This is a genomic window from Corallococcus sp. AS-1-12, assembly GCF_020036995.1.
In the GTDB taxonomy this organism is placed as follows: Bacteria; Myxococcota; Myxococcia; order Myxococcales; family Myxococcaceae; genus Corallococcus.
This window is the reverse complement of record NZ_JAIQDD010000051.1, coordinates 1-21,728: the sequence shown is the minus strand read 5'-3', so window position 1 is coordinate 21,728 and position 21,728 is coordinate 1. Positions and strand designations below refer to the sequence as shown.

At 69.2% G+C, this 21,728-nt stretch carries 11 protein-coding genes; 6 read left to right on the top strand and 5 right to left on the bottom strand.

From position 1 onward, the window contains the following. Positions 1-247 precede the first annotated feature (247 nt). Together K8556_RS37865 and K8556_RS37860 are read right to left on the bottom strand one after the other, a co-directional pair. Positions 248-2,980 carry a hypothetical protein gene (locus K8556_RS37865; protein WP_223745009.1) on the bottom strand — a complete coding sequence of 911 codons (2,733 nt, stop codon included), beginning with the start codon at positions 2,978-2,980 and terminating at the stop codon, positions 248-250. Further along, positions 2,977-4,107, bottom strand: coding sequence for a DNA repair exonuclease (locus K8556_RS37860; protein WP_223745008.1), 1,131 nt, complete (start codon positions 4,105-4,107; stop codon positions 2,977-2,979). Before K8556_RS37860 ends, K8556_RS37865 begins: the two co-directional genes overlap by 4 nt. Positions 4,108-4,285: 178 nt before the next feature. Between K8556_RS37860 and K8556_RS37855 the strand changes: the two genes are divergently transcribed. Continuing rightward, on the top strand, positions 4,286-4,591 hold the full coding sequence (locus K8556_RS37855) for a hypothetical protein (protein WP_223745007.1): 306 nt from the start codon (positions 4,286-4,288) through the stop codon (positions 4,589-4,591). 3 nt (positions 4,592-4,594) lie between these two features. Here K8556_RS37855 and K8556_RS37850 read toward each other — a convergent pair whose 3' ends face one another. Together K8556_RS37850 and K8556_RS37845 are read right to left on the bottom strand one after the other, a co-directional pair. Continuing rightward, positions 4,595-5,569: an NADP-dependent oxidoreductase gene (locus K8556_RS37850; RefSeq protein ID WP_223745006.1), complete on the bottom strand. Its 975-nt coding sequence runs from the start codon at positions 5,567-5,569 to the stop codon at positions 4,595-4,597. Positions 5,570-5,703: 134 nt separating this feature from the next. Further along, the gene (locus tag K8556_RS37845) at positions 5,704-8,700 is read right to left on the bottom strand and encodes a DEAD/DEAH box helicase (protein ID WP_223745005.1); all 2,997 of its coding nucleotides are present in this window, start codon (positions 8,698-8,700) and stop codon (positions 5,704-5,706) included. Positions 8,701-9,021: 321 nt separating this feature from the next. Here K8556_RS37845 and K8556_RS37840 point away from each other — a divergent pair, with 321 nt between their 5' ends. The 5 genes from K8556_RS37840 to K8556_RS37820 all read left to right on the top strand — a co-directional run bounded on the left by K8556_RS37840 (position 9,022) and on the right by K8556_RS37820 (position 14,969). Beyond that, a complete protein-coding gene (locus tag K8556_RS37840; protein ID WP_223745004.1) occupies positions 9,022-9,810 on the top strand; it encodes a hypothetical protein in 789 nt (262 codons plus the stop codon). Between the two features lie 85 nt (positions 9,811-9,895). Then, the gene (locus K8556_RS37835; protein ID WP_223745003.1) at positions 9,896-11,278 is read left to right on the top strand and encodes a di-heme oxidoredictase family protein; all 1,383 of its coding nucleotides are present in this window, start codon (positions 9,896-9,898) and stop codon (positions 11,276-11,278) included. A 130-nt stretch (positions 11,279-11,408) separates the two neighbouring features. Beyond that, entirely contained in the window at positions 11,409-12,857 is a 1,449-nt protein-coding gene (locus K8556_RS37830) for a UbiA family prenyltransferase (RefSeq protein ID WP_223745002.1), read from the top strand. Positions 12,858-12,870: 13 nt separating this feature from the next. Beyond that, positions 12,871-14,235, top strand: coding sequence for an FAD-binding oxidoreductase (locus K8556_RS37825; RefSeq protein ID WP_223745001.1), 1,365 nt, complete (start codon positions 12,871-12,873; stop codon positions 14,233-14,235). Continuing rightward, positions 14,232-14,969, top strand: a complete 738-nt coding sequence (locus K8556_RS37820; protein ID WP_223745000.1) for an SDR family oxidoreductase — start codon at positions 14,232-14,234, stop codon at positions 14,967-14,969. Before K8556_RS37825 ends, K8556_RS37820 begins: the two co-directional genes overlap by 4 nt. Positions 14,970-15,026: 57 nt before the next feature. On the opposite strand, the gene K8556_RS37815 is transcribed toward K8556_RS37820, so the two are convergent. Beyond that, the coding region (locus tag K8556_RS37815; protein WP_223744999.1) for a non-ribosomal peptide synthetase at positions 15,027-21,728 on the bottom strand (6,702 nt) is incomplete at its 5' end.

Here is a 21,728-nt window from a genome sequence, read left to right as displayed (position 1 = left end):
CGGCAACCTCGTCATGCTACCGCAGGGAACTCGTCGCGCCGCCTGACGCGTTTCCACTCCAATTGACACGACCTCCGGGACGTGACTCCCCGAGCCAGGTGACGAGCAGGTCTGGTGACTCCATGCATCTCAGGAGGCCAAAGACATTGGATGTGAGGACGTCCTCCATCCGGTCCCTGGCGTTCGTTCCGTCTCCCAGCTTTCCATGGAGTTCCGCGGCGAGCATGTCGACTCCCAGGTTGTCTGCTCAGGATGCCTGTGCAAGAGCCTTCAAATCAAAAGACTTCATCCCCTGGACGGTCCGGTAGCGCTCCGGGAAGGCGGTCAGGATGAGGATCTGCAATTTCTCTCCTGCGGACTCAATCAGCTCCAGTGCCCGCCGGTGCCGACCCGCGTCCGTGTTGACCAGGGCATCATCCAGCACGACGAGCTGAGGCTCTGGCCTGGGCCCCTGCGTGGACAACAGGTTGCCAATGGCCAGCCGGAGCGCGAACAGGGTCTGCTCCTGGGTGCCCCATGAGAAGGACTCAAGGGGCTTCGACCCGGTATCGGTCCGCATCTGCGCTTCCCCGAAATCGGCGTCCAACTGGATGCGCCCGGGCGCTTCCTCACCCCGGATGAACTTCAGCCGGCGATGGACCTCTTCCTCGATGGGACTGACGAAGGAGTGGCTCACCTGCTCTTGCCATGCGGTTGTCAGCGCCCGCAGCGCCTTCGCGGCCTCGGCCCTCAGGTGGGCCTGGTTGTACCGTTGCTGCTCCTGCTCCAGGTCCTCCTCGGCGACACACAGTTGCGTGTAGAGGTCCTCGGCCACTGCCTGTTCGATCATCGCTTCCGCACGGATGATCCGTGCCTGAGTGACCTGCTCATCGTCCTGGATGCGCCCGAGAGCCTCCTGGAGCTTGCCCCGCTGGGTCGTCGCGCGCTGTTCGGGGACGGGCAGCGCGGCCTCCAGCTTCCTGGCCCTGGCCTCATGTCGCTGGACTTCGGCTTCCGCGCGTTCGACCTGGGTGTCGAGATCCTCGAGGGAGCAGCCCAGCCCCTCCAACTGGGATTGCAGGGTCTGCCGAAGGGTCCTCGCGCCCTGGATCGCGCGCTCCTGTTCAAGGGTGAGGGTCCGGTGTTGCTGGTCCGCCAGCCGCAACCGTGAGTCCGTCTCGTCCCGCATCTTCTCCCGGAGCTTCACCTCGCGCCTGGCTTGCTTCAGCGCTTCAGAGAGGGTTTCGATGTCGGCTGCTTGCTGGGGCGTGAGCGCCTCGACGGCGATGCCGAGCTGCGCCGCCAGACTCCCCAGCTCTCCCGCCAACGTGCGCTGCCGCTCCCTCAATGCGTCGATGCTGGTGACACCCACCGTATCCAGGAAGGACTGAAGTGCTTCCTGGTGGTGTTGGTGCACCTGGGCCGCAGCCCGCTGGTCCTCCCATGCCTTTCGCAGGCCGGCCAGATCCTTGGCGCCGTGCTCGTGCAGACGGCGAGCGAGATCCTTGCGGCATTTGTCGACATCCGATTGAAGTTTGCCGAGTTCGTCCGCGCCTGTGCGGACGTTCAAGGTTCCCACGCCCTTGATGCGCAGCTCTCCCGAGGTCACGCCGGAGAAGCGCTTCTGCTCGGCCTTGGCGAGCTTGTGCTCACGGGCCGTCCCATGCTCCTCCCATTCAATGACCTGGGGGCCCTCCGCCTTGAAGCAGACCTCAATGGCCTGGGCGTCCAGCTTGCTCTGGGCCAGCAGCAGCTTCTTCTCCAACTCCTCCGCGCGCTTGACGCTGGCTTCAGTCAGGGGGCTTCCCGCGGTCTTCTTGAGACTGCCCTGAAGCGCGGCCTCCAGCCGCAGTCCCTGCTTGATGTGCCCCTCCACCTGGCTTTGCCCTTCGCGGACTTCCAGGGCCTTCTCCAGCAGCCGTCCCCGCTCCAACCGCTGCTCTGCCTTCTCCGCGGCGGCCTGTGCTCCCTTGAGGTGTTCCCGGGCTCCCTGCGATGCGGTTTCGGCAGCCTTGAGCACTTCCTGCGCCTGTTGGACGGCGGGCTGCTTCTGGGCCACCAGGGTTTCTTGCTTCGCCGTCTTGATCTGTAGCTCCTGGAGAGTGCGCTGCTTCTGGTCCAGGTCGTGCCATCGCTGACGGTGACGCTCGACATCCTTGCGGCACAGGGAGAGGGCCTGCTCCTGGCGGTCCTCTTCCTGGATGCGTTCCTGGAGTTCGGTGAGCTGCTTCTCGTAGCCACCCTTCTCCTCCAACAGCCTCGTCAGGTGCAGGCGGCTTTCCGTGATGTCGTCCGCGTTGCGGCTGGTCTCCTCTTTGCGCTGCATCAGCCTCGCGACGGTCGCCTTCAGGTCCCTAATCTTCTCCTCGCGCTGGACGAGTTCGCTGCCCGCGACAGGCTTCTGGGTCTTCGGGGTGAAGAAGCGGCAGTAGGCGGTCTCCACCTCCTTGATCAGGGCTTGCTCCTCGGCGCTCAGGGCTGCGACGCCCAAAGTCTCCAGGAGTCTTGCTTTCAGGGAGCCATCCAGTCCCGGCATTTCGTGGCGCTCCGGAGCCTGGTTCAGCCACAGAAGGCGTGCCACGCCCCAGTGCCCGACCTTCGTGGCGCCGCTTCCCGGTCCGGTGGCGGTAAGGAAGCCGCGCACTCGGTCGTCCGCATCTTGTGAGTCGGCAAGGTGTTCGAAGCGGGTTCCAGTCCACTCACTGAGCTGGCTGGAGGCGTTGTCCAGGAAGGATTTCTCCAGCCGATAGCGCTTCCCGCCGGTCTCGAGTTCCAGCGTGACCCGAGGGGACAGCCCGGTCGACCAGGGCTGGAGTTGATGGATGGCCCGGTCCCTGGACGAGTAGCGATCGAAGAGCGCTCGGGCGATGGCCAGGATAAGGCTGGACTTGCCTGTCTCATTGGGTGCGTGGATGACATGGACGCCCAGCCCGAGACCGGACAGCTCGATGGGATTGCGGAAGCAGCGGACATTCTGGATGCGAAGGCGCCGGATGATCATTTCCAGATCTCCATGACGAACTCTGACAGAAGCTGCCGGGCCGCGGGTTGGATGGCTTCAGGTGTGACGGGTATTCCAGGCACCGGCGCCTTCGCGCTCAGGCTCTCCACCAGGGCCGTGAGAAGGGCGCTGGAAGGGACCAACTCCGCCAGCCGCCCCTCCGCTGCCTGACGAGGCACGTCCTGCCGGTCGAGTTCGACGTGGAGGAGCCCCTGTCCATGGAGCTCATCCAGTAGCGCGTTCAGGGCGGCCGTGTCCTCTTCCGAGGACGTTCCCCGGGTGCGCAGTCGCAACAGCGTCTTCTCCGGGCTCGTCCACTCCGACACGGCGGTGCGCACCCGTGCGAGTTCCAGCCCGCCTCCCAGACTCATATCCAGCTCCAGCGTCTTCCAGGTGAGTGTGCCCGTGGGGATGGCCGTCAACTGGGGCATCGCTCCATGGGAGGCAATCTCCACCAGGAGGGCCTGGCCGGCGCCGTCCTCGCCGAATTTGGTGGCCTCGTGTGTCCCCGAATAGGCGGCGCGCTTCTGGTGGACGTATTGGCCATGCCAATGGCCCAGTGCCAGGTAGTCGAGGTTGCTGCGCGTCACTGTGTCCAGGGCGATGGGGAAGTCGTCCGCCGCGTGCTTGCCTTCGATGCGAAGCGAGCCGTGCGCCACGCCGATTCGGATGTCATTACCCTCGACACGAGGTCCCCAGGTCGCGGTCGGATCCTTCAGCCCCTTCTTCTGCCTCAGTGGCGCCGGGAGCAGGAGCGCCCCCGTTCCTGGGATGGAGACACCCTTGTCCGAATCCAGCATGTGGACATGTGGAGGACGCCCCTTCCACGATGGACGCAAATAGACGGAGTCCGGGGTCAGCGGATCGTGATTGCCAGGAAGGACATAGACCGGGGCTCGGGAGGCCTTGAGGACTGTCAGCACCTCATGGACCAGACGATCTCCGACGGAAGTGTCTTCGAAGATGTCGCCCGCGAGCACCACGGCGTCCACGCTTCGGGTGTTGGCGGTCTGGATGAGCTGGCGCGCGGCGTCCAGTCGCGCGTCACGAATCGCACCGGCGGCGCCCGCGACGTGTTTCGCTCGCAGGCCCATCTGCCAATCGGCGGTGTGCAGCAGCCGGATCATGGGGAGCCCCTTCCGACCGTGCCGGTTCTTCTCGCGGTGCCTGACGCGCCGCCCTTTCAAGTGGGCACGGACGCGACAACCCTACAGAGCGCCAGGAGCGCTCTGTATTCCCCACAAGAGGTACGGCAAGGGCATTGACAAGCCTGTGCCAGGTGCGCTTCCTGCTATCCTTACCGCCATGACCGGCCCGCAGTCCAAGACCTGTGCGACGTGCGGACGCGTCATCGCCGCGCATGCCGTGTACTACCGCTTCAGTCTGGTGTTGGAAGGGGAGCAGGACCTGCTCGACCCTTCGGATGACCTGGAGGGCAATCCCGCGGAGGTGCTCGCGGAGATGGTCCGCCGGCTGGATGAGGGCTCCGCGGACCCCGGTGAACTCGAGGCGCAGGTGCACTGGGAGCGCACCGGGGTCGTCTGCTCGGAGTGCCGATCCGTGGCGGTGCGGATGCTCAGCACCCCCACGAAGGACGTGGGACCGCATTGAGTGTCATTGGATCTTCATCGCGTACTTGCCCAGGTGGTGCTTGAGCACCTCCTGCTGGGCCTTCGCGGCTTCCTCCAATGCGTAGAGACGGCCAATCTCCAGGTGGAACGGCCCCGCTTCAATCAGCTCGTTGAGCCGCTTCATCACCCGGGGGTTGGGGATGCCGTCGTAGGCCTTGGTCTCGACGCCCTCCGGCCCCTTGGGCGCCGGCTCCACGCCGTTCGGATAGGCGATGCGCCCTCCCTTGCGGACGTTGAGTAGCAGGGGCTCGGCGGCGTCTCCCCGGGCCAGCACCAGCGCCGCGTCGAAGCCTTCTGGCGCGAAGTCGCGGCAGACCTTCTCCAGGTCCTCCTGGTGGCTCTCCGCGACCGCGTCCGCTCCCAGCCTCCGCGCCAACTCCACGCCGTCCTGCCCGGACGCGACCGCCAGCACCTTCGCGCCGATCCTCTTCGCGAGCTGCACGGCGATGTGCCCGATGCCTCCGCTGGCGCCGAAGATGAGCAGCTTCTGCCCTGGCTTGAGCTGGAGGTGCTCCTCCAGGCCCAGCAGCCCCGTGAGCCCGTCCGCGGCGAGCACCGCCGCCTGCTCCACCTTCAACCCCTTGGGCACCTTCGCCGCCTGGTCTTCCTTCACGGCGACGTACTCCGCGTAGAAGCCTCCCTTGGAACTCAAGAACGCGGAGCCGTAGATCTGATCTCCGACCTTGAAGTCCTTCACCTTCTTGCCCACCGCGATGACTTCTCCCGCGCCGTCGGCTCCGGGCACGTAGGGGAACTTCGGGCCGCCTGGGATCATCCCGGCCATCTGCCCTTCGCGCTCCATCCAATCCCAGGCACCGATTCCCGCCGCCACGACGCGCACGAGCACCTCATCGTCGCCACACGTGGGCACGGAGAGGGTCTTGATGCCCAGGACCTCCGGGCCTCCGAAGCGGTCGAGCGCCGCGGCCCTCATCTTGTCGGGAATGGATGCTGGCATGGTGTGACTCCCTCTCGGATTGAACGGTGTCCTCCGAGACGATGCGCATGCTTGGTGTGACGTCCAGCGTCACGGGCCCCACGCAGGCAGGGCGGGGGAGGGGACTTGCGCCCTCCACCCCGCCTCGGAATCGCTCAATCCAACAACTGCATGAGGTCCGCTCGCGTGAGCGCGGCGCCTCCCGTGGCGCCTCCGAGCGCGGCTTCGAAGAGGGCCCGCTTCTTCTCCTGCAAGAGGAGGATCTTCTCCTCCACCGTGCCCTGGGACACCATCCGGTACACCATCACCGGGCGCTGCTGCCCGATGCGGTGCGCCCGGTCCGCCGCCTGCGCTTCCACCGACGGGTTCCACCACGGGTCCACCAGGAAGACGTGGTCCGCCGCCGTCAGGTTGAGCCCCGTCGCTCCCGCCTTCAGCGAGATGAGCATCACGGGCGCTCCCTTCTCGTCCTGGAAGGACGCCGCCACCGCGCCCCGGTTCGCCGTGCCTCCGTCCAGGCGGATGAACCCGATGTCCGCCTCGCGCAGCGCGGGCTCGATGAGGTCCAACATCGACGTCCACTGCGAGAAGACCAGCGCCTTGTGCCCGTCCGCCACCGCCGTGCCGAGCGCCTCCACCAGCGCCTGCACCTTCGAGGACGTCCTCGCCTGCTGCCCCGGCACCAGCGCCGGATGACAGGCCGCCTGCCTCAAGCGCAGCAGCGCCTCCAGCGCCTTCAGCACGCTGCCGCCCTCCTCGAGCTGCGACACCACCTCCTCGCGCGTCGCGGCGTGGACCGCGTCGTAGACGGCGCGCTCCTGCTCCGTGAGGGTGACGTGCCGCACGGCCTCCGTGCGCGGTGGCAGCTCGGGCGCCACGTCGCGCTTGAGCCTGCGCAGCACGAAGGGGCGGATGCGCGCGCGCAGTGCCTCCGCGGCGCCCTTCTGGTTCTCCGACACCGGCCGGGACCAGCGCTCCTCGAACGCCTTGCGACCGCCCAGCAGGCCCCGGTTGGTGAAGTGCATCAGGCTCCACAGCTCCTCGAGCCGGTTCTCGATGGGCGTGCCGCTGAGCGCGATGCGGAAGGCCGCGTCCAGCTCGTAGGCCGCTCGCGCCACCTGGCTGTCCGGGTTCTTGATGGCCTGCGCCTCGTCCAGCACCACCGTGTCCCACGTCTTCGCCGCGAGGAGGGCCGCGTCCAGCCGCAAGAGCGCGTACGTGGTGAGCGTCACGTCCGCGGACTCGTCCAGCGTGCGCCCCACGCCGTGATAGACAGACACCTTCAGCGACGGGCGGAAGCGCTTCACCTCCGCTTCCCAGTTGGGCAGCACGCTCGTGGGTGCCACCACCAGCGTTCCCTTGCCCAACGTGCAGATGGTCTGCAGCGTCTTGCCCAGACCCATGTCGTCCGCCAGCACGCCTCCCAGGCCCGCCTGTCTCAGGAAGGTGAGCCAGCTCACGCCCTGCAACTGATATGGGCGCAGCGTCGCGGTGAGGTCCTTCGGGAGCAGGGGCTCGGGGAGCTTCTCGAAGCCCTGCACCAGGGGCGCGAGCCGCTCCATGACGGGCGGGGCGGGGTGCTCCAAGGCCTCGCACAGGCCGGTGAGCTGCGGGATGGCGTGGTTCGCGAGCCGGCCGTCCCGCTCGCGCGCGGCCAGCAGGTCCGTCACCCGCTGGCCGTGGGCCTTCAGCCAGCCCGTGGGCAGGGGCGCCCAGCCTCCGCCCTCCAGCGGCACCAGCCCCAGGCCCTCCTCCCAGGCCCGCATCACCGCGCCCGCGTCCACGGTGCGCTTCTCGCCGGGGCCCAGGCCCTCCACCTGGAAGTCGAGCGAGAAGCCCACGCGCGGCACGCCCGCGTCGGTGGTGGCCGTGTCCAGCGTGAGCATCGGCCGGAGCTTCACGTCCGGGCTGACCACCCCCGCGGCGTTCCCCGTCAGGCCTCCGCGCCACTTGCGCAGCCTGTCCGCGAGCTGCACGGCCTCCTTGCCGTGGACCGTCACGCGCCGGCCCGGCGCCATGTTCAGCTCGTCCCGCAGTTGGTGGATGAGCTTCGTCTCCGCGGGCTCGTCGCGCACCGGCGCGGCGCCCTGGAGGTACACGAGCTTCCCGTTGTCGATGCGCGCGGTGGGCGGCGAGCCGTACACCAGCGTGGGCAGCACCGAGAGCCCCGTGTCGAGCTTGTCCAGCTCCAGCGAGATGCGCGGCTTGAGCGTCCGGTCGATGGGCGGCAGCCGCCGGCTCTTCACGTCCACCGGCATGCGCCTGGCGAAGTCCGGCAGCACCTTGCTCGTCAGGTCCGCCAACTGCTCCGGGGCGAAGACGCGCTCCTGGGGCAGGTTCTCCAGCCGCGCGCCGGTGAGCGACAGCTCCCCCAGCCGGCAGAGCGCGCCCGCGCACAGCGCGACGCCGGGGCTCACCAGCTCATGGATGCGTGGATCCTTCTCCACCTTGAGCACGGTCTGCTCGCCCCGGTCCTCGACGGTGACTCGCGGGAGGAGTTGCTCGTTGGAGACGGAGACGAGCTGGCCGTCGAAGAGGACGGTGCGCGCCTTCTCCAGCACGTGCAGCAGGGCGTCCAGCTTGCTCTGCGGGAGCGCGCCGCGTGTGGGCTGCGCGAGCAGCTTGTCCGCGAGCAGATCACACGGCTCCACCTGGATGCGCGCGGCCTCCACGGGGTTCTGGAGCACGGACGCGAGGCTCCGGGCCAGCAGCCGCGCGGTGTTGTCCGGCCGGACCACCAGCCGCTCCAACTGGAGGCCTCCGTCCGCGCGCTTGAAGCGGTACACCAGCCGCTCCGGCTTGGGTGCGGTGCCGGGGCGCGGCGCGGAGGATGTCGGACCTGGGCGGGCAGGGGACGCCGCCGCCGTGGCCTTCCGGCCCTCCGCCTGCCGCAGGACGATGGCCGCGGCGATGACGTGCTCGCAGGGGTCCGCCTTCCCCCGGCAGTCGCACTCCCAGATTTCATCCTCGGGGTAGAGGGTCGTGGTGAGCGGGGTGGGGCGGCCGGGGATGCGGACCCGCAGGACGACCTCTTCCTCGTCCACGGACTGCACCGACACGACCCCCGCGCGAGACAGGGCCTGTCCGGCGGACCACGTGGCCGGGCCTGACTCCTCCCGGATGGCTTCGAGCAGTTCCGCGAGCGCCGACATACGAGGGGCGATTCCCTAGCCCCGTGCCGGCCCCGGCGCAAGACACCGGGCGCGTGGCTGTGACACCGGGGGACACACGCTCCCGCGCTCCTGTAACCGGCGGCGCTACAGCGGCCACGACACCCGTGTCATCCGCGGCGGGGCCTTCCGAGGAAAGCCCCGAAACCTTGGGAGGTGGCGTGGCAGGTGCAGGGGGATGGGGTGGAACGCGCGTCCGGTGCCTCCCCTTGCATCCGTCTGCCGGACCCCGCGTCTCCGCCCGTTGTGAGTGAAGCAGACAGTGTCCCCCACACAGTCGAGGTCCCACACATGCATTTGAAGATGACGAGTCGCCTCCTGGCGGCTGCGTTCCTGAGCCTGGTGGCTGGTTGCCAGGGTGAGCCGACGCAGTCTCCCGAAGGTTCGCAGTCCGCGACGCTGTCCGCCAAGGCGGATTGCGTGCAGCGGTTCGACGGCATCACCACCTGCGCCAAGGGCAACGCGTCCCTGGCCGTCTCCGAGAAGGGCGTGCAGGTCTCCGGGCTGAAGGACGCGAAGACGGACGGCGTCTCCAGCTCGTTCAACGCCGGCATCACCTGGTCCCAGCAGGCGCAGATCCGCGTGGGCAGCCAGAAGGGCAGCCTCACCCTGTCCGCGCGCGACGGCGATCAGGTCGTCAGCACGCTGAGCATCACCTCCAGCGCCGACCGCCAGGTGAACGTGACGCCGGGCTTCACCGGTTCGCCCTCGGGCTCGTACCGGATGAACGTGTACCGCGACGGCCGGCTCGTGGACACCATCCACCAGCCGCAGGCCTTCGTCATCACGTTCTACGACTGGTGGTCCTTCGTGAACTGGTGGAACATGCACTGGCACTTCTTCTCCTACCGTTCGTACCTCCACGGTGGTGACAGCAGCCTCGACGGCGCCTGCGGCTGGCGCATGGGCTCGCCGGGCACGACGTTCTCGCTCAAGGGCGCGAACGGCCAGACCATCGTCGGCGACACGGCGGAGTTCATCGAGGAGATTGGCGATGGCGCCTACCCGTACCGCCACTTCTCCGGCATCGACGTGAACGCCAGCGCCACGGACTTCCTCGTGACGGGCGAGTCCTTCGGCCAGGAGAAGTAGGCTGTCCCTCCACCGGGCGGGGGCTCCTGTTCCCGCCCGGTGGTGTCTGTCTGTCTTTGTCATTTTTTGTCGAGGAGTCGTGACGATGCGCGTGCCCTGGTCTCTCGCTGGCATCTCCGCCGGAGCGCTGCTCATCGGCGCCGCATGGGCCACCGTCGTCCGCCGCCCCGAACCCCTGGTGCTGGGCGCGCTGCCCCCGGTCGTCCTGCCGCACGTGGAGCAGTCCGGCGGCGCCACCACGGTGACGGACACCGGCCGCAACGCCTTCGGACGCGCGCCCATGAACATGCCGCGCTCGCGCTGGCCGGACTTCTACGCGGGCAAGGGCGTCTTCGATCGCGACTGGAGCGACTCGCGGTTGCGTCCCGCCGTGGCGGGGCCCTTCTTCAGCGCCACCGGCTGCATGACCTGCCACGTGAAGGACGGCCGGGGCCAGCCGCCCGCGAGCCCCACGGAGGCGCCCGTCTCGCTGGCGTTCCAGTTGAGCGCGCCCGACGGCGCCAGTCCCCACCCGCTGTACGGCATGCAACTGGACATGCACGCCGTGGAGGGCCACGTCCCGGAGGGCCAGGTCCGCGTCGAGTTCGAGGAGCTGCGCGGCGCCTTCGCCACCGGTGAGCCGTACTCGCTCGTGCGCCCGCGCTACCAGTTCCAGGGGCTGGTGCACGGCCCCCTGGGCGACGGGGCCCTGTTCTCCGCCCGCGTGTCGCCCGTGAACTTCGGCCTGGGCCTGCTGGAGGCGCTGCCGGAGGCCGACATCGTGGCCCGCGCCGACCCCGAGGACCGCGACCAGGACGGCATCTCCGGCCGGGTCAACCGGGTGCTCGACGTGGAGACGGGCGAGACGCGCCTGGGCCGCTTCGGGTGGAAGGCCAACCAGCCCACGCTGCGCCAGCAGGTGGCGCATGCGCTCGTCGCGGACATGGGCGTCACCACGACGCTCTACCGCCAGGAGCAGGGCCGGGACGCCCCGGGTGAACCGGAGGTGTCCCAGGACGACATGGACCTGCTGATGATCTACATGCGCCTCATCGCCGTGCCCAAGCGGCGCGACTGGGAGGCGCCGGAGGTCCAGCGGGGCCATGCCGTCTTCCGCGCCATCGGCTGCGCGGCGTGCCACGTGGACACGCCCCAGGAGACGGGGACCGTGGAGGGCTTCGACGAGGTCTCCCGCCAGGTCATCTACCCCTACACCGACCTGCTGCTGCACGACCTGGGCGAGGGCCTGGCGGACGGGCGTCCGGACGGGCTGGCCACGGGCAGCGAGTGGCGCACGCCGCCCCTGTGGGGCATCGGGTTGGTGGAGGCCGTCAACCGGCACACCCGCTTCCTGCACGACGGCCGGGCCCGCTCCCTGGAGGAGGCCGTCCTCTGGCATGGCGGCGAGGCGGCCCCCGCGCAGGCGCGCTACGTGCGGCTGCCCCGGGAGGACCGGGCCGCGCTGCTCGCCTTCCTGAAGTCGCTCTGAGGCCCGGACGGGACGCCCTCCCGCCCGGATGGCGGCCGGGAGGACCGTCGCCTGGAGGGACTTCGGCGACCGTGGAGGTACGGAGCGGTGGGACGCCCCGGGCCCTTGGGTTACCCTGCGGGCCCTCTTCATGCAGCCCCAGACCCCCATTCCCGAGGATGCCCCCGACGTCCCGCTCGCGGTCGACCTGGACGGGACGCTGGTGCGCACGGACACGCTGCACGAGAACCTGCTCGTGCTGCTCAAGCACGCGCCGTGGCTGCTGCTGCTGGTGCCGTGGTGGGTGCTGCGGGGCAAGGCCTTCTTCAAGGCGGAGGTGGCCCGCCGCGCGCGGCTGGACGTCACCTCGCTGCCGTACAACGCGGAGGTCGTCGCCTTCCTGCGCGAGGAGCACGCCCGGGGGCGGCGGCTGGTGCTGGCCACGGCCGCGGACCGGAGCATCGCCGACGCGGTGGCCGCCCACCTGGGCCTCTTCCACGCCGTGGTCGCCAGCGAAGCCGGGGTGAACCTGTCCGGCGCGCGGAAGCTGGAGCGGCTGCGCGAGCTGCTGGGCCGCTTCGACTACGCGGGCAACGACGCGGTGGACCTGCACCTGTGGCGCGAGTGCCGGCAGGTCATCGTGGTGCATGCGGCGCCGGGCGTGCTGCGCCAGGCCCAGGCGCTGGGCCGTCCCGTGCACCGCGTCTTCGAGGCCCCGCCCGGAGGGATACGCCCCTGGGTGAAGGCGCTGCGCGTGCACCAGTGGGCGAAGAACGCGCTCGTCTTCGTGCCGCTGCTGGCGGCGCACAAGGCCACCCAGGGCGGCATGGCTCCGCGCGCGGTGCTGGCGTTCGCCGCCTTCAGCCTCTGCGCCTCCAGCGTGTACATCATCAACGACCTGCTGGACCTGGCGTCGGACCGGCGGCACCCGTCCAAGTCGAAGCGGCCCTTCGCGTCCGGGGCCCTGCCGGTGCGCGCGGGCGTGGTGCTGGCGCCGCTGCTGCTGGGGGGCGCCGCGGCGCTGGGGCTGGCGACGCTGCCCCTGTCGTTCTCCGGGCTGCTGGCCGCGTACTTCGTGCTCACGCTGGCGTACTCGATGCGGCTCAAGCAGGTGGTGATGCTGGACGTGCTGGTGCTGGCGGGCCTCTACACGGTGCGCATCTTCGGCGGCGCGCTGGCGGTGGGGGTGCCCACGTCGAGCTGGCTGCTCATGTTCAGCACCTTCCTCTTCCTGTCGCTGGCCTTGCTCAAGCGGCTGAGCGAGGTGCGGCGGCTGCGCCAGTCCAACGAGACCGCCGCCCCCGGGCGCGGCTACCTGGCGCAGGATTACGAGCAGCTCGCGAGCCTGGGCGCGGCGGCGGGCCAGGTGTCGGTGCTGGTGCTGGCCCTCTACATCACCAGCAAGGAGGTCACGGCGCTGTATGCCCACCCGGAGCGGCTGTGGCTGCTGTGCCCGGTGATGCTGTACTGGGTGGGGCGCATCTGGTTGCTGGCGCACCGGGGGCTCGTGAACGAGGACCCGCTCGTCTTCGCGCTGAGGGACCGCGTCAGCTACGTCGTGGGCGCGATCGCCGCGCTGGTGCTGTGGGTGGCGACGTGACGGGAGCGTGGCGATGAGCACGTCGGATTCCTGGGGACGCTTCCCCCGCGTGGAGCAGCGGACGCGCGCGCTGGTGTGGCGCTCGGACGCGCTGCCCCAGGTGGACGGGCCCGTCCTGCCGCATGGCCTGGGCCGCAGCTACGGCGACTCCTGCCTCAACGGCGGAGGCACGGTGCTGCTCACCGCGGGCCTGGACCGGCTCATCGACTTCGACCCGGCGACGGGCGTGGTGCGCTGCGAGTCAGGCGTGTCGTTGGACACGCTGTTGCGCCTGGCCGTGCCGCGCGGCTGGTTCCTGCCGGTGACGCCGGGCACGAAGTTCGTCACGGTGGGCGGCGCCATCGCCAACGACGTGCACGGCAAGAACCACCACCGGGCCGGGACGTTCGGCCGGCACGTGCGGAGGTTCGAGCTGGTGCGCTCGGACGGCAGCCGCCGGATGTGCGCGCCCGACGAGAACCCGGACTGGTTCGGCGCGACGATTGGCGGCCTGGGGCTCACGGGGCTGATCACGTGGGCGGAGGTGCAGCTCCAGCCCATCCGCAACCCCTTCGTGATTCAAGAGACCGTCCCGTTCGAGAACCTGGACGGCTTCATGCGCGTGTCCGCGGAGTCCGAGGCGGACCACGACTTCACCATGTCGTGGGTGGACTGCCTGGCGCGGGGACGCAAGCTGGGGCGCGGCCTGTTCTACCGGGGCAACTTCGCGCCCACGCAGTTCGACCGGCTGCCCCTGGCGAAGAGCCACCTGTCGCATGGCAGCGGGCTCGCGGTGCCCATCGACCTGCCGGGCTTCTGCCTCAACCGGCTGTCGGTGTCGGCGTTCAACTTCCTGTACTACCACCGGGAGCGGATGAAGCCGTCCCCCCGGCTCGTGCACTACGATCCGTTCTTCTACCCGCTCGACAGCGTGTACGGCTGGAACCGCATCTACGGCCGCCGGGGCTTCCTCCAGTTCCAGTGCGTGGTGCCCCACGCCACCGCGCGCGACGCGCTGAAGGAGCTCCTGGAGCGCAGCGCGCGGGGCGGGCTGCCCAGCTTCCTGTCCGTGCTCAAGACGTTCGGCGACCTGAAGTCCCCCGGGTGGCTGTCCTTCCCGCGCCCCGGCTACACGCTGGCCCTGGACTTCGCGAACCAGGGCGAGAAGACGTGGCGCCTGGTGGAGTCGCTGGACCGCGTGACGCGCGAGGCGGGCGGGGCGGTGTACCCGGCCAAGGACGCGCGCATGAGCCCGGAGAGCTTCGCGGCGTACTTCCCCATGCGGGAGCAGTTCTCCGCGTACATCGATCCCGCGTTCTCGTCCTCCTTCTGGCGCCGGGTGAACCCGGTGCCGCTGCCCCTGCCCGCGCAGGAAGACCGTCAGGCCGCCATCCCATGAAGAAAGTCATTGTCCTCGGCGCCACGAGCGCCATTGCCCAGGCCACGGTGCGGCTGCTCGCCGCGCGCGGGGCCTCGCTGTACCTGGTGGGCCGCAACGCCGCGAACCTGGAGGCGGTGGCCCGGGATGCGTCCACGCGTGGCGCGCAGAAGGTGGAGTTCCGCGCGCTGGACTTGAACGACTGTGAAGCGCACGCGAGCCTCGTGGAGCGCGCGTGGCAGGCCTTGGCCGGGCTGGACGGGGCCGTGCTGGCGCATGGCGTGCTGGGAGACCAGGCGGAGAGCCAGCGTTCGTGGGCGGCGGCGGAGGTGGTGCTGCGCACGAACTTCCTCTCCGCCGCGTCGCTGCTGACGGAGCTGGCCAACCGCTTCGAGGCGCAGAAGGCCGGCACGCTGGTGGTGATTTCGTCGGTGGCGGGAGACCGCGGCCGGCAGAGCAACTACGTCTACGGCGCGTCCAAGGGCGCGCTGACCGTGTTCCTCCAGGGCCTGCGCAACCGGCTGGCGAAGTCCGGCGTGGCGGTGGTGACGGTGAAGCCCGGCTTCGTGGACACGCCGATGACGGCCCACGTGCCGAAGAACAAGCTGTTCGCGTCGCCGGAGCAGGTGGCGCGCGGCCTCTTGAAGGCCGCGGACGGGCGCAAGAACGAGGTCTACGTCCCCGGCTTCTGGGCGCTCATCATGCTCATCATCCGCAGCATCCCGGAGCCCGTGTTCAAGCGGCTGAAGCTCTAGCTTCGGGCGTTGCCCCTTCCGTGCCCGGAGCGCGGACACGGAAGGGGGGAGCAGGGGTCAACTGCCGGTGGCTTCGGCCTGCGTGAGGGACGACAGGGCCCGGCGCAGGTGCTCGACGACAGGCCCGAGGTGCGGGTCCTGCATCAGCTCGTGGTGGCCACCGGGGACGTCGTGCACCTGGAGGCCCCCTCGCACGAGCGGCTCCCAGCCCCGGTGGCGCGGAGTGCCTGCGGCGACAGTGGTGGCGCTCAGCAGCAAGGCAGTGCCGTCGTACGGCTGGGGGACGTACTTCTCGTGGGCGAAGAGGTTGGCCCGGAAGACGTTGAAGAGGGCGCGCAGTTGGGCCGGGCCGGAGTGCGCGTCGAGGATTCGCGCCCGGAGTCCCTCCTGGAGCAGGTGGCCCAGCATCGCGTCGTCGTCCTGTGCCAGGGCTTCGTCCGGGACGGAGAGGTGCTGGCCAAAGGCGGTGGCGGTGGCATGGGCGAAGGCGAGCCGCGCGCGGGACTCGGCGTCGAGCTGAGTCTCGGCTTGGGCAGGCTTCGTCAGGCCATGGAGGTGGGCATCGATGAGGGCGAGCAGGTCCACGGCCTCACCGGCCTCGCGCAGCCTGCGGGCCATCTCGTAGGCGATGACGCCGCCGAGAGACCAGCCTCCGAGCTGGTAGGGGCCATGGGGCTGCACGGTGCGGATGGCTTCGAGGTAGAGGGCGGCCATCTCTTCAATCGACTCAGCGACGGGCCGTCCGTCGAGGCCCCGCGACTGGAGGCCGTAGACGGGCAGTGACGGGCCGAGCCTGCGCGCCAGCTCCGAGTAGGCCAGGACGTTGCCGCCACCAGGGTGGACGAGGAAGAGGGGCCGCTGTCCTGGCTCTCCGCGCTCCAGCGGAACAAGGGGCGTCCAGGCCTGGGAGTCGTCGCGCAGCACCTGGGCGAGCTTCTCGACGGTGGGCTGCTGGAAGAGGACGGAGAGGGGAACCGACTGGCCCAGGCGCTCGCGCACGGCGGCGACCATGCGCACGGCGAGCAGGGAGTGGCCGCCCAACTCGAAGAAGCTGGAGCGGACGCCGACGGAGGGGACGCCGAGGACGTCCTCCCAGATGCGTGCGAGCTGCATTTCGAGCGCGTCGCGAGGCGCGACGAAGTCCCGTGCTTCGACGGCGTGGGCGTCGGGCTCTGGCAGCGCCTTGCGGTCCACCTTGCCGTTGGCGTTGAGGGGCAGGGCGTCCAGCACCATGACGGCCGAGGGCACCATGTACTCGGGCAGGTGTTGCTTGAGTCCTGCCTTGAGCGCGTCCATGTCCAGAGAGTGGCCTTCGCGAGCGGTGACGTAGCCGACGAGACGCTTGTCCGCGTCCGTGCCGCGCGCCACGACGATGGCCTCGTTGACGCCGGTGAAGGCGCGCAGGGCGGCTTCGATTTCACCCAGCTCGATGCGGAAGCCACGCACCTTTACCTGGAAGTCGACGCGGCCCAGGAAGTCGAGCGTACCGTCCTCCTTCCAGCGAGCCTTGTCGCCCGTGCGGTAGAGGCGCTCGCCCGGAGAGGAGGCGAAGGGGTGGGGGACGAAGCGCTCCGCGGTCAGTTCGGGGCGATTCAGGTAGCCCCAGGCCAGACCCTGGCCACCCACGTACACCTCACCGGCGACACCCACGGGCACTGGATGCAGGTGCGCGTCGAGCACGTACACCGTCGAGTTGGAGAGCGGCCGGCCAATGGGGACGGCGCCTTCCACGCGCGTGCCGTGCTGCATGGCGAAGGTTGTAGAGAAGGTGGTGTTCTCCGTGGGTCCGTAGCCATTGATGAAGGTGGAGCCTTCCGGGAGACGCGCGAGGTGTTCGCGCACACGGGCGGCAGGCAGCACGTCGCCACCGGCGAGGACCTGTCGCACGCCCGCGAGCGCTTCGCCCTGGTGCAGGGCCATCTGCTCGAAGAGGGCGGCGGTGAGCCAGAGTGACGTCACGCGGTGGTGACGCAACTGGGCGGCCAGTTCCTCCAACGACAGGGAGTGCGGCGGGGCGAGGACAAGCTTCGCACCGTGCAGCAGGGCGCCCCAGATTTCGAGCGTGGACGCGTCGAAGGCAACGGGTGCGAACTGCAGCCAGACTTCGTCCGCGCCGAAGCGCATGAAGGTGCTGCCGAGCACCAGCCGCGTGATGCCCCGGTGGGGTACGCAGACACCCTTGGGGCGACCCGTGGAGCCTGACGTGAACATCACGTAGGCCAGGGCTTCACCCTTCACGCGAACATCCGGCGCATGCTTGGGCCGCGCGGCAATCTCCGCGGACTGGGCATCCAGCCAGACGCGGGTGCCAGTGGCGGGGAGCAACGAAGCGAAGGGCTGGTGTGCGAGCGTCACGCTGACGTCCGCATCCTCCAGCAGCATGGCGATACGCTCCACGGGTGCATTGCGGTCCACGGGGACGAAGGCCGCGCCCACCTTGAGGATGGCAAGGAGCGCGGTCACCAACTCAAACGAGCGCTCGACGGCGAGGCCGACGCGCGCACCCGGGGCAATGCCCAGGGCCAGCAGGTGATGGGCCAGTTGGTTCGCGCGTGAATCCAACTGGGCGTACGTCAGCGAATCATCCCCCAGCACGAGAGCGACAGCGTGAGGCGTACGCTGAGCCTGCTGGGCGAAGTGCACGTGGACGGGGACCTCCGTCGGGCTGGTTGCGACGGTGTCGTTCCACTCGACGAGGACACGCTGACGCTCCTCGCTGGAGAGGAGGGACAGCCCGGCCATGGATTGCTCGGGCTTCGCGGCCACGGCCTCCAGCAGCGTGCGCAGGTGGGCGGCCATCCGCTCCACGGTGCTCTGCTTGAAGAGAGCGGTGCTGTACTCCAGCGTGCCTCGCAGGCCTTCGGACGTCTCCGTGAGGAAGACGCTCACGTCGAACTTCGACGTCGACTGAGTAGATTCCAATGCGCGGAGACGGAGCTCTGGCAGCCGTACGTCCTCCGTGGGCACGTTCTGGAGCGCGAGCAGCGTCTGGAAGAGCGGCGTGTGGCTGAGGCTGCGCGTCGGCTGGAGGACCTCCACCAGCTTCTCGAAGGGCACCTCCTGGTGCTCGTAGGCCTCCAGCACCGTGGCGCGCACCTGCTGGAGCAGCGACCGGAAGGACTGGCCTTCATCCACCTTCGCGCGCAGGACGAGCGTGTTGACGAAGAAGCCAATGAGGCCCTCTGTCTCCGCTCGCGTGCGGCCCGCGATGGGCGAGCCCACGCTGATGTCCTGCTGTCCCGTGTAGCGCGCAAGCAGGCCCTGCCATGCAGCCAGCAGCACCATGAAGAGCGAGCCGCCTTCCCGGTGGGCCAGACTCCGGAGCGCTTCCGTCAGCTCCCGCGACAGGGTGAAGCCCAGGGTCGCGCCCGCGTTGCTCCGGACGGCCGGGCGGGGGAAGTCGGTGGGCAACTCCAGTACGGCAGGGGCGCCGGAGAGCTTGCCCTCCCAGTAGGCCACTTCCTGCCGCAGCGCCTCACCCGAAAGCGTGCGGCGCTGCCAGTCGGAGTAGTCCGCGTACTGCACGGGAAGGGCAGGCAGGGGCGACGGCTGCCCAGCGGAGAAGGCCGCGTAGAGCGTGGTGACTTCACGCACCAGCACGCCCAGCGACCAGCCGTCGGAGACGATGTGGTGCATCGTGACGACGAGGACGTGCTCGCGCTCGGAGAGCTTGAAGAGCAGCGTGCGGAGGAGCGGCCCTGTGCGCAGGTCGAAGGGCCGGCGCATCTCCGTGTCCACCAGACGCCGCGCTTCGGACTCGCGCTGCGTCTCCGGCACGTCCGTGAGGTCCACGAGTCCCAGGGGCAGCGGATGGTCAGGATGGATGAGTTGGACCGGTTCGCCGTCCACCTGGGCGAAGGTGGTGCGCAGGGCGTCGTGTCGGCGCACGACTTCCTGCAGGGCACGCTCCAGTACGTCCATGCGCAGGTGGCCCTCCAGCCGGACGGCGACGGGCACGTTGTAGAGAGGGCTGCCCGGTTCGAGCTGATCAATGAGCCACAGGCGTTGCTGCGCGAGGGACAGCGGCAGCGGACCGTCATGCGAGACGCGGGTGAGCGGGGAGGTGTTCGTGCGGGTGAGTCCCGAGAGACGAACCGCGAGTGCCTCCACGGTGGGCGACTCGAAGAGCGCGCGCAGGGGCAGTTCCACGCTGAACTCCGCCCGCACGCGCGACACCACCTGGGTGGCCAGCAGCGAGTGTCCACCCAATTCGAAGAAGGAGTCCTTCACGCCCACCTGGGGCAGACGCAGGACTTCGGCCCAGATGGAGGCCAGCTTCGCTTCGACCTCCGTGCGGGGCGCTTCGTAGGTGTTACCGGCCTGAGGCGCCTCCGGCTCCGGGAGGGCCCTGCGGTCGACCTTGCCGTTGGAGTTGAGGGGAAGGGCCTCCAACACCACAAAGGTGGTGGGGACCATGTACTCAGGAAGGCCCTGACGCAGGTGCGTCTTGAGAGCCTCTACCTCCAGTGAAGCATTCGCCTTGGGTGTGACGTATGCGACGAGGCGCTTGTCGGCGGCCTCACCCTTGGCGACGACGACGGCGTCCTTGAGGCCCGGGGCACGGCGGAGGGCGGCTTCGATTTCGCCCAGCTCGATGCGGAAGCCACGCACCTTCACCTGGAAGTCGATGCGGCCGAGGTACTCCAGGCGCCCGTCGAGGCGGTAACGGACGCGGTCGCCCGTGCGGTACATGCGGCCACCGGGAGGCCCGTAGGGCTCGGGGACGAAGCGCTCCGCGGTGAGGTCCGGGCGCAGCAGGTAGCCGCGAGCCTGGCCTTCACCCGCGAGGTACAGCTCGCCCGCGACACCCACGGGCACTGGTTGCAACGCGCCGTCCAGGACGTAGGCACGCGTCGCGGGCAGCGGCCTGCCGATGAGCGGCACCTCGTCACGGCCGACGAGAGAGGCGGTGGAGTAGGTGGTGTCCTCGGAAGGCCCGTAGAGATTGAAGAGCTTCTGCACCGTCGGGACGCTGTACACCTGCTTGGCGAGCGTCTCCGGGAGGGCTTCGCCCGCGAGGTTGATGACACGCACGGAAGGAGGCACCGCGCCCAGGCGCAGCAGTTGCGCCATGGCGGAGGGCACGGTGTTGACGAGGGTGACGTGCGAGGCGGTGGGCAGCTCCGCCAGGTGCAGGGCGTTGCGTGCCACCACCACCGCGCCACCGCTGGAGAGAGGAGCGAAGAGCTCGAAGACGGAGAGGTCGAAGTTGAGGCTCGTCGCGGCGAGGGTGCCCTTCAACTCCTCGTGGGTAAAAGTCTCCAGGGCCCAGTGGAGGAAGGAGACGGCATTGCCGTGGGAGATGGCGACGCCCTTGGGACGGCCGGTGCTGCCGGAGGTGTAGATGAGGTAGGCGAGGTGTCCCGGGTGGATGTCCACCGTGGGCGCCGTGGTGGGCTGGTTTGCCAGCTCCACGTCCGTGTCGAGGCACACCGGTGTGGCAGTGGTCTCCGGCAGGGCCTGCAGAAGGTGCGTATGCGCCACGAGGGCAGGCCCCTGAGCGTCCTCCAGCAGCCAGCCCAGGCGCTCCCGCGGGTAGCTGGGGTCCAGCGGCACGTAGGCGCCACCGGCCTTGAGGATGCCGAGGGCACCGATGACAAGGTCCTCGGTGCGCTCGACGCACAGGCCGACACGGACTTCGGGCCCGACACCCAGGCCTCGCAGGCGGTGAGCGAGCTGGTTGGCCTTCGCGTCCAGTTCCCGGTACGTCAGTCGCCGCTCGGGCGTGATGACTGCCACGGCATCCGGCGTGCGGCGCACCTGGGCTTCCACCATCGCGGGGATGCTGGGCTCACGCGCCACCTGCGAGGCGGGTGGGTTCCATTCGACGAGGAGCTGCTGGCGCTCAGCATTCGTGAGCAGCGGCAGGTCGCCAAGCTTCGTGTCCGGCTTCTTCGCGATGGCCTCCAGCAGCACGCCGAAGTGGCCAACCATGCGCTGGATGGTCGCCGCGTCGAACAGGTCCGTCGCGAAGTCGAACGAGCCGACGAAGCCGTCCGGGCCTTCGCGCAGACCCAGGGAGAGGTCGAACTTGGCGAAGTGGGCTTCCAGCGGTAGGGCCTGGAAGGACAGCCCTGGCAGGCGCAGCGCCTCGGTGGGCGTGTTCTGCAGGACGAACATGGCCTGGAACAGCGGGCTGCGGCTCAGGTCGCGCGTGGGCTGCACGGCTTCGACCAGCTTCTCGAACGGCAGGTGCTGGTGTTCGAATGCCGCGAAGGTCGTGCCTCGGACCTGGGTCAGCAGCTCCCGGAACGTCGCGCGCGGTTTGAGTTGGGCGCGCAGGACGAGCGTGTTGATGAAGAAGCCGATGAGGCCTTCGGTCTCCGCCTGGGTACGGCCCGCGATGGGCGTGCCCACGCTGATGTCATCCTGCGCGGAGTAGCGCGACAGCAGCACCTGGAAGGCCGCCAGCAGCAGCATGAAGGGCGTCGCGCCTTCCCTCTGCGCCAAGGCCTTCAGGGCCTGCGACACTTCCAAGGGAATGTGCACGTCCACCGTGGCGCCCCGGTGCGACTGCACGGGCGGGCGCGGCCGGTCCGTGGGCAGCTCCAGCGCAGGGGGCGCCCCGGAGAGCTGCTGTTTCCAGAAGTGGATCTGCGCGTCCAGTGCCTCGCCCTGGAGCCAGCTTCGCTGCCACGCCGCGAAGTCCGCGTACTGCACGGGCAGCGGCGTGAGAACCGGTGTGCTGTTCGTGGCGAAGGCCTCGTAGAAGGCCACCATCTCCCGGACGAGGACGCCCATGGACCAGCCGTCGGAGAC

What these genes read in the sequence shown, in the direction of transcription:
- K8556_RS37865 (WP_223745009.1), bottom strand. Translation starts at nt 2,980, where the DNA reads ATGATCATCCGGCGCCTTCGCATCCAGAATGTCCGCTGCTTCCGCAAT.
- K8556_RS37860 (WP_223745008.1), bottom strand. Translation starts at nt 4,107, where the DNA reads ATGATCCGGCTGCTGCACACCGCCGATTGGCAGATGGGCCTGCGAGCG.
- K8556_RS37855 (WP_223745007.1), top strand. Translation starts at nt 4,286, where the DNA reads ATGACCGGCCCGCAGTCCAAGACCTGTGCGACGTGCGGACGCGTCATC.
- K8556_RS37850 (WP_223745006.1), bottom strand. Translation starts at nt 5,569, where the DNA reads ATGCCAGCATCCATTCCCGACAAGATGAGGGCCGCGGCGCTCGACCGC.
- K8556_RS37845 (WP_223745005.1), bottom strand. Translation starts at nt 8,700, where the DNA reads ATGTCGGCGCTCGCGGAACTGCTCGAAGCCATCCGGGAGGAGTCAGGC.
- K8556_RS37840 (WP_223745004.1), top strand. Translation starts at nt 9,022, where the DNA reads ATGACGAGTCGCCTCCTGGCGGCTGCGTTCCTGAGCCTGGTGGCTGGT.
- K8556_RS37835 (WP_223745003.1), top strand. Translation starts at nt 9,896, where the DNA reads ATGCGCGTGCCCTGGTCTCTCGCTGGCATCTCCGCCGGAGCGCTGCTC.
- K8556_RS37830 (WP_223745002.1), top strand. Translation starts at nt 11,409, where the DNA reads ATGCAGCCCCAGACCCCCATTCCCGAGGATGCCCCCGACGTCCCGCTC.
- K8556_RS37825 (WP_223745001.1), top strand. Translation starts at nt 12,871, where the DNA reads ATGAGCACGTCGGATTCCTGGGGACGCTTCCCCCGCGTGGAGCAGCGG.
- K8556_RS37820 (WP_223745000.1), top strand. Translation starts at nt 14,232, where the DNA reads ATGAAGAAAGTCATTGTCCTCGGCGCCACGAGCGCCATTGCCCAGGCC.